Source organism: Metabacillus schmidteae, from assembly GCF_903166545.1.
GTDB classification, from domain to species: domain Bacteria; phylum Bacillota; class Bacilli; order Bacillales; family Bacillaceae; genus Metabacillus; species Metabacillus schmidteae.
In genome coordinates this window covers 2,288,161-2,310,574 of record NZ_CAESCH010000001.1, presented here as the reverse complement: position 1 = coordinate 2,310,574, position 22,414 = coordinate 2,288,161, and the positions used below count along the sequence as shown (strand labels likewise).

The window sequence follows — 22,414 nt, the reverse complement described above, 5'->3', positions numbered from 1 at the left end:
CAAATGACTTCTATGTGATGTTAACTATTCAAAGAAGTAGCCAAAAAATTTCTTCACTTTGTTTACTTTTTTATCTTCTTGTTGCTTTTGAGGTTTTGTTCTTTGCTGCGGCTGTGGTTCTTTAGTTGCAGCAACCTCTACTGCATCAACCGTAACATTTGAACCTATTTTTCTGCCTTGAATTTTAGCATTTTTATATGCGAACTGGATTAAGCCCACTCCCGTCATATATTGAGGTTCTCTAACTCCAATATAATCAGGACTTGCAATTCTTACACTATTTTGGAGGACAGCCTGTCCTAATTCTAAGACGCCTGGCATTTTTACAGTTCCACCAGTTAATACAAATCCTCCTGGCAGATCTTGAATTCCAAGTCTTCTAAGTTCATACAAAATAAGTTCGTAAACTTCTTCCAATCTTGCTTCAATTATATCCGCAAGTTCTAATTGGTTAAAAGTTCTTTTTTGGTCTGATCCAATAACGGAAGCATCAAAAATTTCATCTTCAGATGCATGGTCATAATAAGCATGACCATACTTTACTTTTAGACGCTCTGCTTCATCAGTAGTTGTACGTAAACCTATTGAAATATCTTTTGTGATATTCTCACCACCAATTGGTAGTACACTCGTTGCAACTAAATGGTTTTGGTCAAATACGGCAATTGTCGTAGAACCACCGCCAATATCAACTAATGCAACTCCCAAGTTCTTCTCATCTTTCGATAAAGCAACAGAACCAGCTGCCAATGGTTGTAGACAAATATCTGTAATTTCTAAACCTGCACGTTCTACACATCGTAATAAATTATGTAAAATCGTCTTTGATCCAGTAATGATTGTGCCTTCCATTTCTAATCTTACGCCAAGCATACCTCTCGGATCATTTATTTCATCTAGTCCATCCACGATAAACTGTCTTGGAATAACATCAATGATTTCCCTTTCAGGTGGTATTGAAATCACCTGAGCGGCCTCTATCACTCTTCGTACATCCTCATTTGATATCTCGCGATTTTCGCTGGAAACCGCAACAACCCCATGACAGTCTTGTAGTTGAACATGGTTTCCTGTTACACCTACTACGACTCGTTTAAGGGAGATTCCAACCATTCTCTCGGCCTGTTCTACTGCTTTTTTAATAGAATGAACCGTTTCATCTATATCGACTATAGATCCTTTTCTTAATCCTTCTGATTTTACATTACCTACACCAATAATGTTTAAAGCATCATTTGTCATTTCACCAATAATTACTTTAACACTGGATGTACCGATGTCAAGACTTACAAATAGTTCATTGTTGTTCATTCTAAGGCACCTCCCCATCTATCAATACTTTCTATTCTATTCTTTACAGAACAACATGACAATGAATCTAGCTTTACAGGTTTGTTACAAATCGAATTATTTAATAAAATCTTGATTTTTGGCTTCACTAGTGTTTATTCGTCAAATACTTAATATTTCCTTTAAATTATTCAACTTTTTTCAGTTTTGCACGAGAATTTGTCCATTTAGAAATCAATATCCTTCTAATTACAGCAATATTCTGAAAAAGTCTTACTCCAAACGCAAACACTGCTACTAAGTATAAGTCTACACCAATATGGACCCCGAGAAAAGCTAAACTTGCAGCCAAAATGATGTTAAAGAAAAAACCTGATACAAAAACCATTTCATCATAAATATCTTGCAAATATGCTCGAATTCCACCTAACAATGTATCAAGAGCAGCTAAAATAGCAATTGATAAATAATTAGAATACTCTGGGGGAATTCTTAATTCTGAAACTAATCCTAGAAAAACACCTAATATGAGACCAAGAACTGGTAGCCACATATTATTCTCCCCCTTCAGCAGTATCGTTAGGCTTCATATTTCGAACACGAATTGAATCTTCATAAGCTGGAATTGTCAATTTTTCAATTGGATCAGAGATTGTCAAACTCAAATTATCGATGGCAAAATCTTCATCAGTGGTAGAAGCATTCATTCGATTATAAAGCTTATCCACATTATCTGAAATGACTTTTATTTCGATAGGATAGGTATGTAAACTATAATTATCTATCTTTGTTTGACCATTAATATCTCTTATAACTGTTGAGTTAATCAAACGTCTGCCTTGAATGGATATTTCTTTTGCACCATACGAGTTTAATTCATTTATAAGGCGTTTTAATAATTCGGGGGAAATATCTTGTATTTCAGTCCCTAAAAGCTCCTCCGAAAATAATTTATCAATTGTTATAGTAATACCTGATCCTGTTACTTTAGTAAGACCCGCTTCTTCCTTCAGAACAACCAATGTTTCTTTTAGAGCATTTTCCGGATTTATACTGTTTTCACTTTCGTGAGACTCGATGATTTCATTGTATTTTCGTATTTCAGTTAGCAATTCTAACTGAAGTGTCTGTTCCTTCTTTAAATCTTCTCTAAGCTGCCACATATCACGTGTATCTCTTTCTATCGGCTCTTTAATCGTTTGGTATTGAATTCCAAGCATTAAACCAAAAATCATCGTTAAAATAGTAAAACTAAGCCCTTTTTTCACATTCGATTGTTTCACCCCTACCACACCTATCAATCTCAATAAAAAATTGCATACATTTCTTCATATGAATGTATTAAGAAGATCTTTGATCTTGAAGCAAAGGCTCCATCTTGATTTTGTCTTTTTTCTCCAGCGTAACAACGACATTATCATAGGCAAGTTGATCGACGATACCTCCATTTATATTTAATGCAGGAATTAATACATTAGGATCACCAATAGCGGAAATAATAAAGGGTGCAGGGTACTGATTTCCATCAACAGTTACAACAGGGCCATTGCAATATATATACGATTGACTTGATAGTCTTTGACCGTTGATAGAAATTGCATCAGCTCCTGAGATGTAAAGTTCATTGATTACATTGAAAAGATGACTTTCATGAACAATGTAATTATTAACATTTTCACCCTCCGGAACATATGATGCGTCCTCTAATGTAACCTGTACTCCCTTTCCTTCAACTGCTATGTCACCTACATACATACGGTATTTTTCGACATCTTCAACAAGGTTATAGTAAACCTGTTTCTCATCTTTTAACGACTCTTCTATTTTCTTCACTTCATCTTGTTTATTGTAAAGTTCCTCTTGTAGCTCACGGTTCGTTTCTTCTTTTGCAATGAGTTGAGATCTTATTCCATACTCACGTTCCCATTGTTCTGTCGTTATAGTATTATCGCGATTCTTTTCTTTTGTTAACTGATACGAATATGAGATGAGAAAACCAAGAACCAGGAGGATGAGTGAGAAAATAACATAGCTACCTCTCATCTTCATTTGCCGCCTCATCCTCCTCTGCAGTGGTTAATGGTGTGTATGATTCGAAATATGTACCAACTTCAAAATGAATAATTCCCTTACTATCTTCCTCGAGCTGACTGACAATTTTAGAATATGTATTCATTTTCTCTGAGAAGGTACGAACAGATGCTATTACCTCATAACCATCGTTCATATAAAGATGGACCAACCAGGGATCTGTTTTATCCGGAGTATGATGAATTTCGGAGATAGAATTAAAAATACTTGGAGACAATTTTTTTAATTCGCCCATCATTTCTTTTATATTCTCTTCTTTTTTCCAATTAATTAAAACTGGTGCGTCTGCTGGAACATTGACCGTTCTTTCTTTTAGAACTTGTCCATTCTCAAGTATTGGCCTAAAACCATCTTGATCCTCAAGGTACGCCATACTTTTATATTCATCTACAACCAATACAACATGATTCGGAAATTTTTTCTCAATCACAGCTTTTTTAATCTGTAAATGTTCTTCAATCGATTTCTGAACATCCGTTGTATTAATATTCCAGAAGCCTGATGAGGTTGTTATTTCACTCAAGTTGATAATTTCTTTGGCATCAACATGGACGTTTCCTTCTACTGTAATACTTCCGACTTTACTCAATGGAGATTGAAAGTAAATAACTAGTAATATCAACAGAAAGAAGATAGATAAGAATGAAATAAGTCTACGATTAGTTTTCTGTTTTCGCTGTTGCTGTAGTTTTGGTATGCGGTCTTCTAACGAAACAACTTTTTTCTCCAAATCCATTTCACCCCACCCTAGCAATCTGATTATGACTAGGAAGATTTCTTACACACATAGTACTTTTTTAACTACACTCTACTTGTTAAACTAAAAGCTTTAAACATCGCAAACGATAAAACAAACGGCATTTAAAATGCCGTTTATTAATCAACAAAAATCATTTAGCCAATTTTACACTAGTCATTATAACACAATAAAAGGAAATAATGGGGAGTATTGTGACTATTTACGGCCAATTATTTCTACTTCAGTTTCTATAGTTACATCAAACTTTTCAAGGATCGTTTTTTTAACAAATTCAATCAAATCAAGCACATCTTGAGCTGTTGCTCCACCTGCATTTACAATAAAGTTACCATGCATTTCAGAAATTTTTGCTCCGCCAATTTGGTATCCTTTTAACCCTGCAGATTCAACTAGTTGACCCGCATAATTCGGCAGAGGATTTCGAAAAATACTACCTGCACACGGATAGTTCCAAGGCTGTGTATCCCGTCTATAATCTTTATTTTTTTGCATAACAGCAACGATGTCTTCTTTTTCTCCCGTTTTTAATTGCAAAACAGCTTCAATACATATACCAGGTCGCTTTTCTTGAAGGATAGATGTTCTATATGAAAAATCGAGTTCTTCATTAGATAACCATTGAATTGTTCCATCCTCAAATAAGATCCGTGCTTTGACAACAACGTTTGACATGTCTGAGCCATGTGCTCCTGCATTCATATAAACTGCTCCACCAATTGAACCAGGAATTCCACTGGCAAACTCTAATCCTGATAAACCTTTCTTACTAATGATCGTTGCCAGCCTAATAACGGAATATCCTCCACCCACAGTAAGTGTTTCTCCATTCAGTTCAAATTGATCCATTCCAGCTCCCAGCTTTATTACTGCTCCTTCAATTCCTTTATCTGCAACAAGTAAATTGGATCCTCTACCTATAACCGTCCACTTAACACCTTGTTTTTTAATAATTTCAATTGCCTTGCATAAGCTATCAGTACTAGTTGGTTCTATATATATATCGGCAGGACCACCGATTTTTATTGTTGTATGTTTAGCCAAAGGTTCATTTTCTAGAACTTTTCCAATATTCGCTTCTTTTAACTCGTTAAATAAAGTTTTCATCTTGTTACCTCCCTATTCACGTAAATCATGATGTTTTATTTAGATATGTCTTTTAATACTTCATATAGTCTACTTGCAGCATCTGGTATACCTAATTCTTTAGAAGCTTTCTTCATCTTGCTTAGCTTTAATTCATTAAGTAAAAGATCATCTATTTGGGACAATAATTTTTGACCATTAAGGTCACCTTCTTTGATCATAATGGCTGCATCATGATCACTTAACGACCTGGCATTCACTTCCTGGTGATTGGCCGTTACATAAGGACTTGGTATTAGAATACTCGGTAAACCCAGTGCTGTGATTTCAGCAAGTGATGTCGCACCCGCCCTAGAGACGATTAAGTCAACAGCTGTTAATACTTCAGGCATATTGTGAATAAAAGGTTTAATGATTACATGTTCTGATTGCTTTAAAGTTTTCATTTCCTCCATCACTTTGTCAAAATGTACTTCCCCTGTAACATAAACTACTTGATAAGGCTTCTCTTCTAAAGATGGAATCATTTCTAATACAGCTTCATTTATGGCTTTTGCTCCACGACTACCACCGAAGATAAGTACTGTTTTTTTATTTTTGTCCAGTCCAAGTGATTCGCGACCTTTAGATGCATCTTGCCCCAGCACTTCTGATGCACGAGGGTTTCCCGTTAATACGACTTTTTCTTTAGGAAAATATCTCCTTGCCTCTTCAAAGCAAATAGCTACTCTGTTCACGTATTTAGATAAAAACTTATTCGTTATTCCAGGTAAACTGTTTTGTTCATGAATCACAGTTGGAATGTTCATTTTCGAAGCAGCATAAACAACCGGACCACATACATAGCCACCTGTACCAATCACTACATCTGCTTTAAAATCTTTTAAATATTTCTTGCTCAATGATACAGCTTTAATAAAGCGTGTTATTGTTCGCACATTTTCTATCGAAAGCTTCCTTTTAAAACCTGATATTTCCACAGATTTAAAAGGAATATCTGCTCTTTTCACAATATTGCGTTCTAAGCCGTTTTCTGTACCAATATATAAGAATTCAACATCTGAATGATGTTTTTTTATTTCATTAATTAGCGCCAGGGCCGGATAGATATGTCCTCCAGTTCCTCCACCACTTACTACAACTCTCATATTCTTTCCCCCATTTAGATATTCTAAAAAATACAGTTTTTATACACTATGTAAATGTAATGAGGCTGACCATTAAGGACTGCCAGAGATTAACGAACCTCCTGGTCTGTCACTTTCCTAGCGTCAGCCTCAATATCTATTATTTTATATGATAAACAACCTTTGAAGAAACCAATTCCACTTAATACTTTGAATATCTGCTAACATTTAATAAAACTCCCATTGCCATCAGCATTAAAGTTAATGAAGATCCTCCATAGCTTAAAAAAGGAAGTGTAATTCCTGTAACGGGCATTAAACCTGTTACAACGCCAATATTGATCATTACTTGAATGGCAACCATAGTGATAATACCAATGGCTAAAAAGCTGCCATATAAATCAGGAGCTCCGAGTGCAATTTTAACTCCTCTCCATAAAAGCAATCCAAATAACAAAATGACTAAAGATCCTCCAATAAAACCTAACTCCTCAGCTAATATCGCAAAGATAAAATCAGTTTGAGGCTCAGGTAAATAGAAGAACTTTTGGCGACTTTGCCCTAAACCTTGACCAAATAATCCTCCTGGCCCGATCGCATAAAGAGATTGTATAATTTGGAAACCACTACCTAATGGATCTTCCCACGGGTCTAAAAATGAAGTAATCCTCTTGATCCTGTATGGTGCCGATAATACTAGAGCAACAAAGCCTGCAACACCAAGAAGCCCTAACCATACGAAGTGAACAACTCTAGCACCTGATACGAAGATCATGACAATACAAGTACCAACCATAACAGTACCTGTTCCTAAGTCAGGCTGGAGCATGATAATACCAAACGCTGTAAAGACTAATCCTAATGATGGCAACAGACCTTTTTTAAAGGAGGTAATTTTTTTCTGATTTTCAGATAGAAATTTTGCTAAAAAAGCAATCATCGCTAATTTCATAAATTCAGAAGGTTGTATAGAAAAAGCACCTACACCTATCCAGCTACGAGATCCATTCCTCTCCATCCCAATCCCCGGAACTAATACAGCGATTAAAAGAAAAAAACAAACAATAATGAGCATTTTTGCCCAGGTTCTCCATGTCCAGTAATCAACATTCATCAAAAAGAACATAGCGATGACACCGACACCAGCAAATAAAAGCTGCCGTTTCGCAAAGAAAAATGAATCATCAAATTTATACGTCGCCCATACAGCACTTGCACTATATACCATTATAAGGCCAATCGTTAAGAGTAATAAGGTAAGGATAACTAAGATAAAATCTGGAGTAGACCTTTTTGCTGTCAACGCCGAACACCCCTGTATCATTTTATTAAGGGCTGTATGGCACATAGATAATGGCACATTAATTGCTAATAACCTATGGCATGGAATGCAGAATTTAACACCAATTGTTCAACATGTTTTATGAATGCACATCAGAAGTATTATTGGTTGATTCATTCGTACAAGCCCTTAGTTAAGCTTATGCACGGCTTGAATAAAAATGTCTCCTCTTTCTTCAAAAGTTTTGTATTGATCCCAGCTTGCACATGCTGGTGAAAGCAATATAACATCATCAATTTCAGAAACATTAAACGCCGCAGATACAGCTTTTTCTACATTATCGACACGTTTAATATGTTCTATTCCTCTTTCTTTCGCTATTCTCTCCAGCTTTGGTGCTGTTTCTCCAAATAAAATCATAGCTTTTACATTTTCTAAGTATGGTTTCATGTCATCAAATTCATTTCCACGATCAAGACCACCTGCTAGCAATATCGTAGGTGATGTAAACGCTTGGAGAGCTTTACTCGTAGCAAGAATATTTGTTGCCTTAGAATCATTATAAAAACGTCGACCATCAACAGAGTCTACATATTGAAGCCGGTGTTTAACTCCTTGAAAGGTTGTCAGGACTTTGTAAATTGCTTCATTTGACACACCTCTTAATTTTACTGCTGCTACAGCTGCAAGAATATTTTCTAAATTATGCACTCCAGGTAAAACAATATCTTTCACTTTAATAATCTCATCACCTTTAAACCAAATGGAATCATCTTTAATACATACTCCATCTTCAAGGAAGCTTGATGTAGAAAAATATATTTTTTGTGCATTGGATGTTTCTGAAAGTGTACAAACTTCTTCGTCATTTTTGTTAATTATTGATACATCACCGGTTGTTTGATTTTCATATATTTTTCCTTTTGCATATGCATATTCCTCTTTTGTTCCATGGTAATCTAAGTGTGCATCAAATATATTAAGAATCAGGGCAATTGCAGGTTTAAATTCTATCGTTCCCAATAATTGAAATGATGATAGCTCCATGACAATGACATTTTCTTTTGTTGCATTTTGAGCTACTTCACATGCCACAGTACCAATATTTCCAGCGATTAAAGGTTGTTTTTGATCTTCTTTAAGCATTTCATAAATTAACGTTGTTGTCGTTGTTTTTCCGTTTGAACCAGTTATTGCAATAATATCAGCTTCTGATATTTTATAAGCAAGCTCCACTTCGGTTATGACCGGTAATTTTTTCTCTATTGCACGAGCAATTAACGGATTCGAATAAGGTATTCCAGGGTTTTTAACAACAAGATCAACCGGGTTCTCATCTATTAAAGATAATGGATGTCCCCCTCCAACTACTTTGATTCCCATACTTGTTAATTCTTTTACACTTGTGTCTTCTTCTGTTGCTTTTACATCATTTACTGTAACATTTGCTCCAAGCCGATGTAATAATTTAGCGGCTGCTAAGCCGCTTTTTGCTAATCCTATAACTAATACATGTTTATGTAAATAATCGTTCACATTTTTCAATTACAACCACACCTCAATATAAATTCCAAGTACTGCAAATAAAAGACCTACTGTCCAAAACGTAACTACAACTCTCCATTCTGACCATCCAACTAATTCATAATGATGATGAAGAGGACTCATTTTAAAGACTCTTTTTCCTGTAGTTTTAAATGAAATAACTTGAATAATAACTGATAATGTTTCAATTACAAACACTCCGCCAATTAATACAAGCAAAATTTCAAGTTTCGTTAAAATGGCAATTGTCACGATTGCTCCACCTAAAGCCAGAGAACCGGTATCTCCCATAAATACTTTTGCCGGATGTGCATTAAAAACCAGGAATCCCAAAACAGCACCAACTACAGCTACTGAGAAAATCGCCACATCATACTGTGACTGATTCCAAGCTAAAACAGCAAAAGCACCGAAAGCAATAGCTGCTGTTCCTGATAGAAGCCCATCTAATCCATCCGTTAAATTTACGGCATTAGAACCACCGACTAACATGAACACAACTAAAATGACATATCCCCACCCCAAATCAAACGAAACAGATGTTCCGGGTATGGAGATTTCTGTTGAAAATCCATATTGCGTAAACACTAAATAGAAAATCACCGCAATAATGATTTGTCCTAACAACTTTTGTCTGGATGTTAACCCAAGGTTTCGCTTCATAACAACTTTAATAAAATCATCTAAAAAGCCAAGTAAGCCATATCCAAATGTTACAAACAATAATAAGTACATTTCAACACTTAGTTGAGAAAACTTCCCTGTCATCACGATCGTTGTAATAATAATTGAAATAATAATCATAACTCCTCCCATTGTAGGAGTTCCTGATTTTTTTTGATGCGATTTTGGTCCTTCCTCTCTAATACTCTGACCAAACTTTAATCTTCTTAAAAACGGAATAATGATTGGGGACAGCAATACACTTATTAAGAATCCCATAACAATTGTAATTAGTATCACCTGTTCTAACATACGTGCACCTCCCCATGGAAAACTAATTCCTTATTATATACAAGCGTATCTTTTACGACAATATCATATGAGGTATTTTTTTGATTATGTTTTTCTACACAAATTTTTTTCTTCATCTTATCAACTTCTCTTTCTACTTTGTTACCTATTCTTATGAAAGGTTCTAAATTTTCACGACTAATTTTATCTTGTTATCATGTTAAGAGCAATTTCCCTGTCATCAAAATCAATGGTCTTTGATCCAATTTGTTGGTATGTTTCATGACCCTTACCAGCAATCAGAACAACATCGCCTTTTTTTGCATTGCTAATTGCAAAAGATATAGCCTCTTCTCGATTGATAATAGATGTATAATGTTGCCCCGATACACCCTTTTCCATGTCAGTCAATATGTCTTTTGGATCCTCACTTCTTGGATTATCCGAAGTAAAGATAGGTTCATCACTATTTTCCACAGCAATCTTTGCCATTATAGGTCTCTTGGTTTTATCTCGATCTCCACCACAACCTATAATGCAAAAGATCTTTCCCTCTGCAAATTGCTTAATTGTTTGCAGGACATTTTCAAGGCTATCAGGGGTGTGAGCATAATCGACAATAACGGTAAAATCTTGACCACCATCAACTAATTCAAAACGCCCTCTCACACCTTCCATTGTTTCAATAGCTTTTACAATCGTATCTAGATCAATGGAAGATGAAAGTGTAGCAGCCACAGCTGCTAAGACATTATACACGCTGAATTTCCCAACCATTTGGATTGTGACGGATTTAATTCCAACCGGCGTAATAAGTTGAAATGTTGTCCCCTTTGATGTCATTCTTACATCCTTAGCCATAACGTCAGCTTCATGATCAATTCCATATGTAACTATTTTAGCTGAAGTCATTTTTTTGAATTCTTCTGATGCTTCTTCATCTACATTTAATACTGCATACTTTACAAGATCATGTTCAAAACGATTTCCTAATTGAGCAAACAAAAGTCCTTTCGCATATTTATATGCTTCCATTGTTTTATGATAATCTAAATGATCTTGAGTTAAATTTGTAAAGACAGCAACATTAAAATCACAACCATGAATTCTACCAAGATGTAAGGCATGAGAAGAAACTTCCATAACTGCATGTGAAACATCAGCATCTTTCATTTCACGAAATGTCTTTTGGAGTGTCAAGCTTTCCGGAGTTGTGTTTTTAACCGCTTTTTGCTCTTCACCTATTTTCATATACATTGTACCAATGAGGCCAGTTTTTTTATTTGCCGCATTTAGAATTCTCTCTATGATGTGTGTTGTTGTCGTTTTACCATTTGTTCCCGTAACACCAATAAGATGCATCGAATGTGTAGGCTGGCCATAAAAAATATCAGCAAGTACGGCCATAGAACGTTTAGTGTCCTTTACAAGAACTACAGGCACCGCTACATCCAACTCTCTTTCAGCGAGGATGGCCACTGCTCCATTTTCTACAGCTTTACGGGCATAATCATGCCCATCTACTGTGTAGCCATTTATACAAATAAACAAACTACCAGGCTTTACTTCTCTTGAATCCATTTCAATAGAAGTGATAGTTGGATCTGCTTTAGATATTGTTAAATTATCATGCAAATATGTAAGTAATTCATTGAACTTCATGTTTATTCCTACCTTCATCACTTGTTTCGATTCGTCTAATTAAAGACAATGTAAAAAACTATCTTTTAAATATATATGTATTTTTTCTCCGTACCTATTTTATCTTACTTATGAGAAAAGAGCCATCTTTCCTTTCATTTTCTTGTTAAAAAGATGGGGAATTTCTTTTTTGTTGCTTTGATTACATAAACCAATAAAAGAAAGCGTGCCAATGCAATTTTTTTTGCAAAAGGCAAGCTTTCTTTATTTATTCATTTTGCTTCGATTTAGTTTCATTTCCTTCGCCTAAATATACTCTTAATGTAGATCCTTCCTTAACCTTCACACCTTCATTCGGGGATTGTTGCACAACAACATCTCCTTCACCTGACACATCTAGTTTTAGGTTCACAAATTGTTCAGCAAGCTCTTGTTTTGATAACCCTACAATATTCGGTACTTCGACAAGTTTTGTGTCTAGCCAATTATATTCTTTTTCAATTTGACCCTTTCTAGGCTTAACTCCAATTTCAGGTAATACATCCCTCATTATATTACCAACAATTGGTGCAGCAACTGTTCCACCGAATTGAACCGTATCCTTAGGATTATCAACGGCAACATAAACGACAATTTGTGGATCATCAGCAGGAGCAAATCCAATAAATGAAACGATATGGTTATTTTCCATGTAACGACCATCTTTTACTTTTTGGGCTGTACCTGTTTTCCCTCCAACACGGTATCCATCTACAAATGCATTTTTACCAGACCCAAGTGCCACAACACTTTCAAGTGCATATCGAATTTCTTTAGACGTCTCTTCTGAAATAACCTTTCTTTTAGCTTCAGGTGTATTTCTGCTAATGACCTCATTTGTTACAGGATCTACCCATTCTTTTGCAATATAAGGTTTATAAAGTACTCCTCCATTTATTGCAGCTGACACAGCTGCAACTTGTTGAATCGGGGTAACTGATACACCTTGCCCAAATGCGGTCGTTGCTAATTCAACAGGACCTACTTGTTCGGGCTTGAACATAATACCTGTCCCTTCTCCTTGAAGGTCAATTCCTGTTTTTTCACCAAACCCAAAATCTTTAATATACTTAAACAGTGTTTCTTCTCCTAGTCTTTGGCCTAGTTCAACAAAGCCCGGGTTACAGGAATTTTGAACAACTTCCAGAAATGATTGATGGCCGTGGCCTCCTCTTTTCCAACATCGAAGCCTTGCACCATCAACTTCTACAGATCCACTATCATTGAACTCATCTTTCTCTAAATCTACTTTACCTTCCTCAAGAGCTGCTGCTAATGTAATAATTTTGAAAGTAGATCCCGGCTCATACGTACTCCAAACTGGTAGATTTCGATTATAAACAATAGGATCAACTTCTTTAAAATTTGAAGGGGCAAAGTCAGGTCTACTTGACATACCCAGGATTTCCCCGTTATTAGGATTCATAGCAATTGCTATAATACCATCTGGATTATAGGTTGCTTGGGCATTATCCAACTCTCTCTCAATAATTGTTTGTACCCTTGAATCAATCGTTAATTTCAAATTATCTCCATCAACTGGTGCTGTATAATCATCTGCTTCATCCGGCATCCTCTTTCCTTTTGCATCAGAATAAAATTTCACATATCCTTTTTGCCCTTTTAATTGCTCATCATAGTAGGCTTCCAAACCTAATAACCCTTGGTTATCTATACCTGCAAACCCTAATACATGTGAAAGATAACTTCCAAATGGGTAATACCGGACAGAATCTTCCGCAATATAGACACCTTTAATATTTAGATCACGTACTTCATTCGCTTTCTCATGTGAAATTTTTCTGCCTTCAGGATTAATTTTTTCGATTGAAGTCTTCTTTGTAATATGGCTATACGCTTTTTCTTCAGACATATTTAATACTGCTGCCAATTGCTTTGCAGCATCTGCCGGATCCTCAATTTGCCTTGGTACAACATAAATCGTTGGTGCACTCATGTTTGTTGCAAGCTTTACACCATTACGATCCAGGATTTCCCCACGCTCAGGCTCAAAAGGAATATTTCTGCTCCATAGATCTTTCGCACCTGAAGTTAGTGTATTTCCAAGAAAAAATTGAACATATCCTAGACGTATATCAATCACTAAGAAAATGAGAAAACCGAAAAGCAACGTCAATGCAAGACGTTTTCGAACGGTTACATTTGATACCCGCATATCCTTTTATTCCCCCTTGTCTAGGCTCGTTCACATATATATGCTTGTACAAAGGTAGGTAGAACACTAAACGAGTACCTTATACCACTTCCACTTAATATTTTCTTGCTTGCTTTTGTTACATCCTCCAGCCCTCTTGACTACTTTCAACTATCACAATTTAAAAAGAACAGAGCATCATTGATATACCAATATAGTGATTTAAACAATCAACTATATCTATAACAACTTCTGCCATGTTCTTATATAGGAACTTATTCTGTTTCTTCGTTGTTTTTTTCGGTTTTTTTCTCTTCAGTAGAACGAAGAGTAACCGTAAGAACGTCCCCTTTTTTCAGGACAGTCCCCTTCTTAACACTTTGTTTTGTGACATAGCCAGTACCTTCAGTTTTTATCGATAAACCTAATAGATTTCCAAGCTTCATTACATCTCGTTTTGACCATCCTGTTAAATCAGGTAGTTTCACATTTTCTGAAGTTTGGATAACTATTTTTTCTTTTGCGATCATCTCAGTACCAGCGGTTGGATATTGGGAGATTACTTTTTTTCCACTGCCAAGTATTATTGGTTCTAACCCCAACTCTTTTAACTGATTCACTGCATCAGTCGGACCTAAATCCACCATTTCAGGGAGTTCAACTCCATTTGAAGTGGTTTGCGACTGGTTATTAGTGCTTACTTCTTCTGTTGGTTCTATTTGCAAATATTGCAAACTATTTTTCATGACAGTATTAAAAATCATCGAAACAGGAACTGAGCCTGCCTTTCCCTTTAAATCAGGCTGTTGAACTGCAACATAGACAATGAGCTCTGGATCTTCTTTAGGTGCCATTCCTAAAAAAGAAAAGATGTAATTATCATGTCCCGTCATATAACCTTTTCCATTTGGATTTGGAATCTGGGCAGTTCCTGTTTTACCTGCTACTTCATAGCCATCAATTCTATAAGGCTTTCCAGTACCACCTTCTGAACTTACAACTGTTTCTAATATATCCAGTGTTTCTTTTGCTGTTTTTTCTGATATCGGCTGAGAAACAACTTTCGGACTGTTATCTTTTACAATTTCATTAGTGTCTTGATCAACGATTTTTTCAATAACATAAGGTCTCATCATTTTTCCATTGTTTCCAATGGCGGTTGCCGCTTGAACCAATTGAATCGGTGTAAAAGCTGAAGCTTGCCCAAATGCAGTAGATACTTTGTCAATTTCATAGTTGAAGTTCAATTTACTCTCTGCTTCATTTGGTAAATCAATTCCAGTCTTTTTCGTGAACCCGAACTTATCTACATATTGGTAAAATCTATCTGTTCCTAATAACTCATTTGCTATAATGGAAAAACCAACGTTTGAGGATTTCTGAACACCTTCGTCATAGGTAATGGTACCCCAACCTCCACGTTTATGGTCTCGAACGACAGAAGGACCAACAGCATAAGAACCTGATTTGAAGGTAGCATTTCCATTATAAACCCCTTCTTCGATAGCAGCAGCCAATGTAAAGATTTTCATTGTTGATCCGGGTTCATACGGATAAGAAATAATATCATTATAATATGAGGTAATATTTCTTTGATTAGGATCGAAGCTTGGCCTCTGAGCCATTGCAAGTATTTTTCCCGTCTTAGGATCTGCTACGACTGCAATTATTTTTTCAGGAGAATATTCCTCCACGACCTGATTCATTGAATCTTCTAAAAATGTTTGTATTTTTTGATCAATTGTTAAATAAACATTATTCCCATTCTTAGGTGCAACAATCTCATCATCACTATTCGGCAGCTTCCAGTTATATTGATCCTTTTCGAATTTTATATAACCATCTTCCTCATGAAGATATTTTTCCAATGATTTTTCCAGACCCATCATACCCACTGTTTCTCCAGTATCTTCTTGGTTTTGAGCATATCCAATTAAATGAGACGCAAACAAACCATTTGGATAAAAACGTTGTGTATCACGGACAAAAGTAATACCGGGTAACTTTAATGCTTCTATTTTTTCCTTTAATGTATGGCTAATATCCCGGCCAGATGATCCAAACTCTACCTGGTAAGAATCTTTTGAAAGTATTTTTTCAACTTCATTCACTTCCATATTAATCAGTGGTGCAATTTTTTCGGCCGTTTCTTGAACATCAACAACATGCTGCGGGTTATCCGGATCAGTTGTTATTTCATCATTTAAGATGGCAACAAGCTTGTAAGATGATTTATCTTCGGCGATCACTTCACCTTTACGATCCAGGATGGAACCTCTTTTAGCTTCAATTGTCCGTTGACTTTCGTACAGCTCTTCCGCTTTTGCTGCAAGTGCTTGTCCATGAACTGAACCAGTCGCTTGAATATAAAAGAAACGAATAAAAATAGTGAGAAATATCACCCCAAATAGCAACGCCAAGATTGCAGCGCCTCTATTCATGTTCTTATTTTTTTGCGTCAATTTCATACTAAACCTCCCATGGTGTATCATATCACCTAAAGCTGAAAATGGATAGGTAAGAATGAAGAGGATGACTCATATTCTGGGTCATCCTCTTCTTATATTTAGCTATTTATTTTTGTACACTTTTGACATTATTTTGATCTAGTGTCAACCCAAGCTCTTTCGCTTTTTCCCATATACGGTCATATGTACTTAATTCCTCTACCTGAACATGGAGGTCACTATTTAACTTTGTTTGTTTATCAATCTGAGCTTCAATTTTTTGAATTTCTATATTCGATTGATAAAGAGAGTACGAATTTGAAACAATCGCAATAGCTCCGATAACAAATAAAGAAACAAATACTAAAATGAGAAATTTCTCTCCTGGTGTAATTGAGGCCCTTCTCTTTATAATTATTGGTTCCTGTCTTGGGTTATGTTTAATCTGTTCTTGTCGTTGTTGCTCTAATTTCATTGCTAAATTACTCATTTTATTGCAACCTCCTTTGTTTTTTAATAACCACTTTTTTATACATTTAGAAGTATAAATTAGCAGAGAAGATGACTATTCGACGTAGTGACCAATAAGTGCAACTACGTCACTGTCTTCGCCTTTACAGGCTTGCCAATCGGCAAGTTTTCTTTATATTTTTTCAGCAATACGTAACTTTGCTGATCTTGCTCGGTTATTTTCTTCAAGTTCCTGTTCACTTGGTAATATAGGCTTTCTAGTAATAATCTTCACCTTTGGTTCATACCCTTCAGGAATAAAAGGCATGTTCCTTGGTAATTCAGGTGGTGTAGCAGCATCTTTAAAAGCAGATTTACAAATTCGATCCTCTAGGGAATGGAAAGTGATTACACTAACTCTTCCTTGTGGGTTTAATAACTCAATTGATTGCTCAATCGCCTCTTCAAACACTTTTAATTCATCATTTACTGCAATTCTTATCGCTTGAAAAATCCGTTTAGCAGGATGTCCACCTTTTCTTCTAGCTGGGGCTGGAATTGCATCTTTTATGATGTCAACTAATTCGCCAGTAGTACGAATCGGTTGTATCTCTCTTTGAGACTCGATTTTTCTTGCAATCTGCTTAGAAAATTTTTCTTCTCCGTATCGAAAAAAGATTTTAACTAATTCTTCATATGTCCAAGTATTAACAACTTCATAAGCCGATATATCTGATTGCTGATCCATCCTCATATCCAATGGTGCATCATGATGATAACTAAATCCACGTTCAGGCGTGTCAAGTTGTGGTGACGAAACACCTAAATCAAATACGATTCCATCAACCTTTTCTACTCCTAATTCAGCTAATTCTTCTGTTAAATACCGGAAATTACTCTTGATAAATGTTACTTGTCCTTCATAAGCAGAAAGCTTTTCTTTTGCATTTTTCAGGGCTACATCATCTTGATCAAATGCATATAAATGCCCTTCTTTTGATAGCTTTGACAGGAGATAGCTGGTATGTCCTGCTCCACCTAAAGTACAATCAACATATATGCCATCTTCTTTAATATTTAGGCCATCTACAGTTTCTTTTAATAACACGGTTGTATGTTTAAACATAAGTTGTACCACCTCTTCAAATCAGTTTCCCACTTTAGAAGCAAATTATGAGAAATCCTTTCCTATCCCAATTTATTGCCTATCGTTAGCTTGTCCATTTTTCAATTGTTTTTGCTAAAGTGAAGATTAGAGATCAAAATCAATCATATTTTCCGCAATTTCCTCAAAAGAATCTTCCTGTTCAGCAACATAGTTCTCCCAAATGGACTTACTCCAAAGCTCAATCCGATTTGAAACGCCGATGACAACACATTCTTTCTCTAATTTTGCATATTGCAGTAGTGGTGTGGCAATGTTAACGCGACCTTGCTTATCAATTTCACATTCGGTCGCACCTGAAAAGAAGAATCGAGTAAATGCACGAGCATCTTTTTTCGTTAGCGGGAGAGCTTTTAGCTTTTCTTCAATTACGTTCCATTCACTCATTGGATACACAAATAAGCACTGATCCAGGCCCCTCGTGATGACGAAAGATTCCCCCAGGCCATCCCTAAACTTTGAAGGGACGATCATTCTGCCTTTTATATCAACGGTGTGATGGTATTCTCCCATAAACATGCTCGGTGTCCCCACTTTCTCTCCCTTACTCACCACTTCCCCCCACTTATCTCCACTTCTATTCTACATTTCTTTAGACAAAAAAAAAACCCTGTATTCACAGGATTTTCAAAAAACTTTTATTTAAATTTTGACAATTTTATGTTTTCCATTAAAAGAATATGACAAGTTTAGCAATTCTCCTACAAATTCCGGTCCAAACTTGTTTAAATAGTAATAAATATTCCATATTCTTTCTTGTGGATGTAAGCTTGGCATTAGTTCTAATTCAATTGAATGAAACTTAGATAACATTACATCATGTTTTTGTCTTTTTCTTTTTTCAACTGTTTTTGAAAAGAACTCCAGATGATCCAGAATAAATTCTCCATTCTTTGTCAGCACAGGCTTTAAGCTTGGATCGATTTCAAGTGCTGCTTCAATTAATGATGAATGAATATCATTGATACTATTTTTCGCTTTTTCAATAAGTGGATTTATATCAATTGGTGTTTCCTTATGAAGAAATTCCTCAATTGCTTTCTGGACTCCTTCGCTAAACACCTTTTCAATTTCCACCCCTGTTTCGGTAATATTTCTTTCTATTGCTCTTTCAAGAATAGTCATTTGTATTCTCGGCAAGACAGGTGGCATTTTCATTTGAAACAATGAAAAGACTTTTTTTAATTCTGCCCAATATGTAACTTCTCCTGGTCCTGCAATAAACGCTAAAGTCGGAAATAAATACTCTTGCATTAATGGTCTTGTTACTACATTATTACTAAACTTTTCTGGAGACGTTTCAATTAAATCCATTAATTCCGCTTTTGAAACTGTAAGGCCTACTTCGGATAGATAAAACTCATCATTTCCATTGCGTTCTAATAAAAATCGTTCGCCATTATGATGAAAAAACAAATTGGCACTATTTTCGGCCATTTCAATAATTGGTTGATAATGATGTTGCCGCATTTCTATCTGTTGTGATTGTACTGCATGATAAATTTCCTCATTACGATCAATGATTGCCCGAAAACAGGCCTTCTCTATGGACTTTATATGCGGATCCCCAGAATTAATAAGAACAAGTCCCGTATCACCAAAAAGGTTTAAGATAAGCTTTTCGAAAAAATCAACATATGTCTTCGATTTTTCCACACAGTCTTTAATACTGCCGATTAACTTATTTGAATAATCGGTTTCTCCAAATGCTTCAAAAACTTGCTCGATCCATTCCATTGTTTTTACATGGTTTATTGGTTGTTCAGACACAGATTGTTTTTTTAGAGGATAGTCTTTAATGGCTACCTTTTTGGCCAGTTTATTCGTTTTAATAAAAATATGATTAATTTCTGCAAAATCATGATCTTCTCCAGCTATCCAAAAAACAGGGATAACAGGTACTCCTAATTTCTGTTCTTGATCTTTAGCAAGTTTTAAAATCGTGATAATTTTATGTATTGTATATAAAGGCCCTGTTAATAACCCAGCTTGTTGTCCGCCAATTACAACTAAACTATTTGGCTCTTCAAGCCGTTCAATGTTTTCTAATATTTTCCCGTTTTGGTCTAAACATCGGTTTGTGTATTCCCTTAAATAAGCAGACAATTCCTTACGTTGAAAGGAGCGTTTTTTCAGATCTTCAACTCTGCTTTGATATACCTCAGATGAGTACACATTATAATCGAAAAATAGTTCGTTGTTTAAAGTTTGATCATGTAAGTCATTCACTAATTGATTTGAAGAGCGCAGGGAGAGTTCAACTATCTCCATATAAAACTTCCTTTCCCGATTAAAATCTTATGTTGTTTCAATTTCAATTTGAGTTATTTTTAATTCTTAAAATCTTTATTAAAGTAATATGTTTTTTATGAGGCCAGATGTAAACCCGCATACAGTTAAAATTATGTAACATGTAACAAAAAATAAAAATGATAATCTCAATGTGCTTCTTGCTACCTTTTTTATAGAAGGACTTTTGGACTTCTTTTTTTCAACATTATAAAAGAATAGCATTATACAACCTATTCCAATGATGATAAAAACTAAAAATGATTTTTCAAAAATAGTGATAAAATGAAAATGAACTGATAAAATAAAAAAAATCGTTGAAAGATCGATTGATAAAAGAATTGACTTTCTTTTGTTATCTATAAATATTCGTATCACTATATAAAGCAAAAACACACTTATTATCGGAAGTGTAATCAATATTGAAATAATCCAGTTTATGAAACCACCCATATATCCACCTCTCTACCTGCTTTCAATCCCTTTTATTGCATTATAAAGAAATGATACATGAGGGATGTTTTTTCCACCAGCATTTAAAATTAGATACCCTAAAATTGAATCAATTTCTGTTTGGCGATGATGTTGAACATCCCGAAACATAGATGACTCATTTTCAGCTGTTTTCAAGCAGATTCCACTCACATGATCCCATAATTCTTTCCTTTTTTCCATCTCAAGAATTGATATTACTTCTTTAAAAAGCTCATAGAATAACTTTTTATAATACATATTCGACATTAATTCACCATTTTTCACTCGTAAAACAGCTGTTAATGGATTAATAGTAGCATTTACAACCAATTTTTCATTTAACATTTTTTCCCACTCTGACAAAAATTCAAAGGGAAAATGATTTATTTGATCTTTTTCTAAAAAACTTAAGTTTTGAACAATCTCGGCTTGATGTTGATAAGCTGCGAGCTTTGTCATACCTTCTCCTGTATGATGAACGATATGTTCATCTGACTTTAAAGCTCCATGCTCGGCTATCCCGACTATAACACGATGATCTAGCAAAGAATTCAATCGACTAATATGTCCCATGCCATTTTGCAGAAACACAATAGTTCTAGGACTAAGCATTTTTAGAACGTTTATGATTGAATCTAATTGATATTGCTTTACAGTTATAATAAGTATAGACTCCTTATAACTTTTTTTAGCTGTTGCATGCACAATGGCTCTATCACTAATGCTTCCTTTAACCATATGGATTCCTAGGTTATTAATTTGATCAGCTTGTTCTTGTCGATTTGTATATAGAGTTACTTTATGCTTTTTAGATAGATAGTAAGAATAAAGAAGCCCCAATGAACCCGCCCCAATAATTCCAATTTCCATAATGTCACCTACTTACAAAATTAACACCTTGCCGAATTTTGATAAAAATTTTAAAAAACACTAATCAGCATCATCATATCAAAAAAATTAATATTTATACTAGAATTTTGCCTATATTATCATGTTTTTAAAAAACACAACCATGGAAGCGTTTAATCATTTTCGTACCATGCATTCTGCACTACATGATATAATAGTATTACCTATTATTTTTTCAGCTATCTCACATGAACTTTTTAGATTAATACATAAAGGGGGAAAATTTATGTTAAAGGTTGAAAGATTATTAGTCAATTATAAAACCTTAGAAGAATTTAAAAAATTTAAAGAATATGGTATTCAAGAGCTTTCAATGCTGGAAGATCTACAGTCAAACATAATTGAAGATGACAGCAACTCACCATTTTACGGAATTTACTTTGGAGATAAGCTTGTAGCAAGAATGAGCCTATATCAAGTTGACAAAAAATTTGATCAATACTTCCAACCACAGCAAGATTACTTAGAACTATGGAAACTTGAGGTTCTGCCTAATTACCAAGGAAAAGGCTACGGTAAAGCTCTTGTTGAATATGCTAAATCTTTTCAACTACCGATCAAAACAAACCCTAGAATAAAATCAAGTGAATTTTGGTCAAAGTTGGGTTTTGAGCCAGTCAAATATGATATGGATAGAGATAAAGGAGAAAACCCAATAGTATGGTATCCAGTTGGTACTACCCAACAATAATCAATTATTCTTGAAGTGAAGA

General features: G+C 35.1%; 20 protein-coding genes. 1 reads left to right on the top strand and 19 read right to left on the bottom strand.

Features of this window, described 5'->3' with window-relative positions; translation table 11 throughout:
• Positions 1 to 24 precede the first annotated feature (24 nt).
• From ftsA to HWV59_RS10955, 19 genes are all read right to left on the bottom strand, one after another.
• Complete coding sequence (ftsA, locus tag HWV59_RS11045) at positions 25 to 1,311, bottom strand: cell division protein FtsA (RefSeq protein WP_102229615.1); 1,287 nt, start codon at positions 1,309 to 1,311, stop codon at positions 25 to 27.
• Between the two features lie 166 nt (positions 1,312 to 1,477).
• Positions 1,478 to 1,843 (bottom strand): small basic family protein, encoded by a 366-nt coding sequence (locus HWV59_RS11040; RefSeq protein WP_102229614.1) that lies wholly within the window; start codon positions 1,841 to 1,843, stop codon positions 1,478 to 1,480.
• Between the two features lies 1 nt (position 1,844).
• Entirely contained in the window at positions 1,845 to 2,573 is a 729-nt protein-coding gene (locus HWV59_RS11035) for a DUF881 domain-containing protein (protein WP_235991712.1), read from the bottom strand.
• Between the two features lie 58 nt (positions 2,574 to 2,631).
• Entirely contained in the window at positions 2,632 to 3,333 is a 702-nt protein-coding gene (locus tag HWV59_RS11030) for a DUF881 domain-containing protein (protein ID WP_102229923.1), read from the bottom strand.
• Entirely contained in the window at positions 3,323 to 4,117 is a 795-nt protein-coding gene (locus HWV59_RS11025) for a cell division protein FtsQ/DivIB (protein ID WP_102229613.1), read from the bottom strand. The genes HWV59_RS11030 and HWV59_RS11025 overlap by 11 nt, the downstream gene beginning before the upstream one ends.
• A 219-nt stretch (positions 4,118 to 4,336) precedes the next feature.
• A complete protein-coding gene (gene murB / locus HWV59_RS11020; RefSeq protein ID WP_102229612.1) occupies positions 4,337 to 5,245 on the bottom strand; it encodes a UDP-N-acetylmuramate dehydrogenase in 909 nt (302 codons plus the stop codon).
• Positions 5,246 to 5,280: 35 nt separating this feature from the next.
• Complete coding sequence (gene murG, locus HWV59_RS11015; protein WP_102229611.1) at positions 5,281 to 6,372, bottom strand: undecaprenyldiphospho-muramoylpentapeptide beta-N-acetylglucosaminyltransferase; 1,092 nt, start codon at positions 6,370 to 6,372, stop codon at positions 5,281 to 5,283.
• Between the two features lie 181 nt (positions 6,373 to 6,553).
• Entirely contained in the window at positions 6,554 to 7,675 is a 1,122-nt protein-coding gene (gene spoVE / locus HWV59_RS11010; RefSeq protein ID WP_407941631.1) for a stage V sporulation protein E, read from the bottom strand.
• A gap of 147 nt (positions 7,676 to 7,822) precedes the next feature.
• On the bottom strand, positions 7,823 to 9,178 hold the full coding sequence (gene murD, locus HWV59_RS11005) for a UDP-N-acetylmuramoyl-L-alanine--D-glutamate ligase (protein ID WP_102229609.1): 1,356 nt from the start codon (positions 9,176 to 9,178) through the stop codon (positions 7,823 to 7,825).
• Positions 9,179 to 10,153, bottom strand: coding sequence for a phospho-N-acetylmuramoyl-pentapeptide-transferase (gene mraY, locus HWV59_RS11000; protein WP_102229608.1), 975 nt, complete (start codon positions 10,151 to 10,153; stop codon positions 9,179 to 9,181).
• A 183-nt stretch (positions 10,154 to 10,336) separates the two neighbouring features.
• Positions 10,337 to 11,794, bottom strand: a complete 1,458-nt coding sequence (locus tag HWV59_RS10995; RefSeq protein ID WP_102229607.1) for a UDP-N-acetylmuramoyl-L-alanyl-D-glutamate--2,6-diaminopimelate ligase — start codon at positions 11,792 to 11,794, stop codon at positions 10,337 to 10,339.
• Positions 11,795 to 12,041: 247 nt separating this feature from the next.
• Complete coding sequence (locus tag HWV59_RS10990) at positions 12,042 to 13,988, bottom strand: stage V sporulation protein D (RefSeq protein WP_102229606.1); 1,947 nt, start codon at positions 13,986 to 13,988, stop codon at positions 12,042 to 12,044.
• A 254-nt stretch (positions 13,989 to 14,242) separates the two neighbouring features.
• Positions 14,243 to 16,429, bottom strand: coding sequence for a penicillin-binding protein (locus HWV59_RS10985; protein ID WP_217708493.1), 2,187 nt, complete (start codon positions 16,427 to 16,429; stop codon positions 14,243 to 14,245).
• Between the two features lie 112 nt (positions 16,430 to 16,541).
• The gene (gene ftsL, locus HWV59_RS10980; RefSeq protein WP_102229604.1) at positions 16,542 to 16,904 is read right to left on the bottom strand and encodes a cell division protein FtsL; all 363 of its coding nucleotides are present in this window, start codon (positions 16,902 to 16,904) and stop codon (positions 16,542 to 16,544) included.
• Positions 16,905 to 17,057: 153 nt separating this feature from the next.
• Entirely contained in the window at positions 17,058 to 17,990 is a 933-nt protein-coding gene (gene rsmH / locus HWV59_RS10975) for a 16S rRNA (cytosine(1402)-N(4))-methyltransferase RsmH (protein ID WP_175638838.1), read from the bottom strand.
• A gap of 126 nt (positions 17,991 to 18,116) precedes the next feature.
• A complete protein-coding gene (gene mraZ, locus HWV59_RS10970; RefSeq protein ID WP_102229922.1) occupies positions 18,117 to 18,548 on the bottom strand; it encodes a division/cell wall cluster transcriptional repressor MraZ in 432 nt (143 codons plus the stop codon).
• 123 nt (positions 18,549 to 18,671) lie between these two features.
• Positions 18,672 to 20,300, bottom strand: a complete 1,629-nt coding sequence (gene bshC, locus HWV59_RS10965) for a bacillithiol biosynthesis cysteine-adding enzyme BshC (RefSeq protein WP_102229602.1) — start codon at positions 20,298 to 20,300, stop codon at positions 18,672 to 18,674.
• Positions 20,301 to 20,378: 78 nt separating this feature from the next.
• A complete protein-coding gene (locus HWV59_RS27520) occupies positions 20,379 to 20,771 on the bottom strand; it encodes a DUF3397 family protein (protein ID WP_102229601.1) in 393 nt (130 codons plus the stop codon).
• A 12-nt stretch (positions 20,772 to 20,783) separates the two neighbouring features.
• A complete protein-coding gene (locus tag HWV59_RS10955) occupies positions 20,784 to 21,662 on the bottom strand; it encodes a 2-dehydropantoate 2-reductase (protein WP_175638837.1) in 879 nt (292 codons plus the stop codon).
• A gap of 265 nt (positions 21,663 to 21,927) precedes the next feature.
• On the opposite strand from HWV59_RS10955, the gene HWV59_RS10950 reads away from it, so the two are divergent.
• Positions 21,928 to 22,392 carry an N-acetyltransferase gene (locus tag HWV59_RS10950; RefSeq protein ID WP_102229599.1) on the top strand — a complete coding sequence of 155 codons (465 nt, stop codon included), beginning with the start codon at positions 21,928 to 21,930 and terminating at the stop codon, positions 22,390 to 22,392.
• Positions 22,393 to 22,414 lie beyond the last annotated feature (22 nt).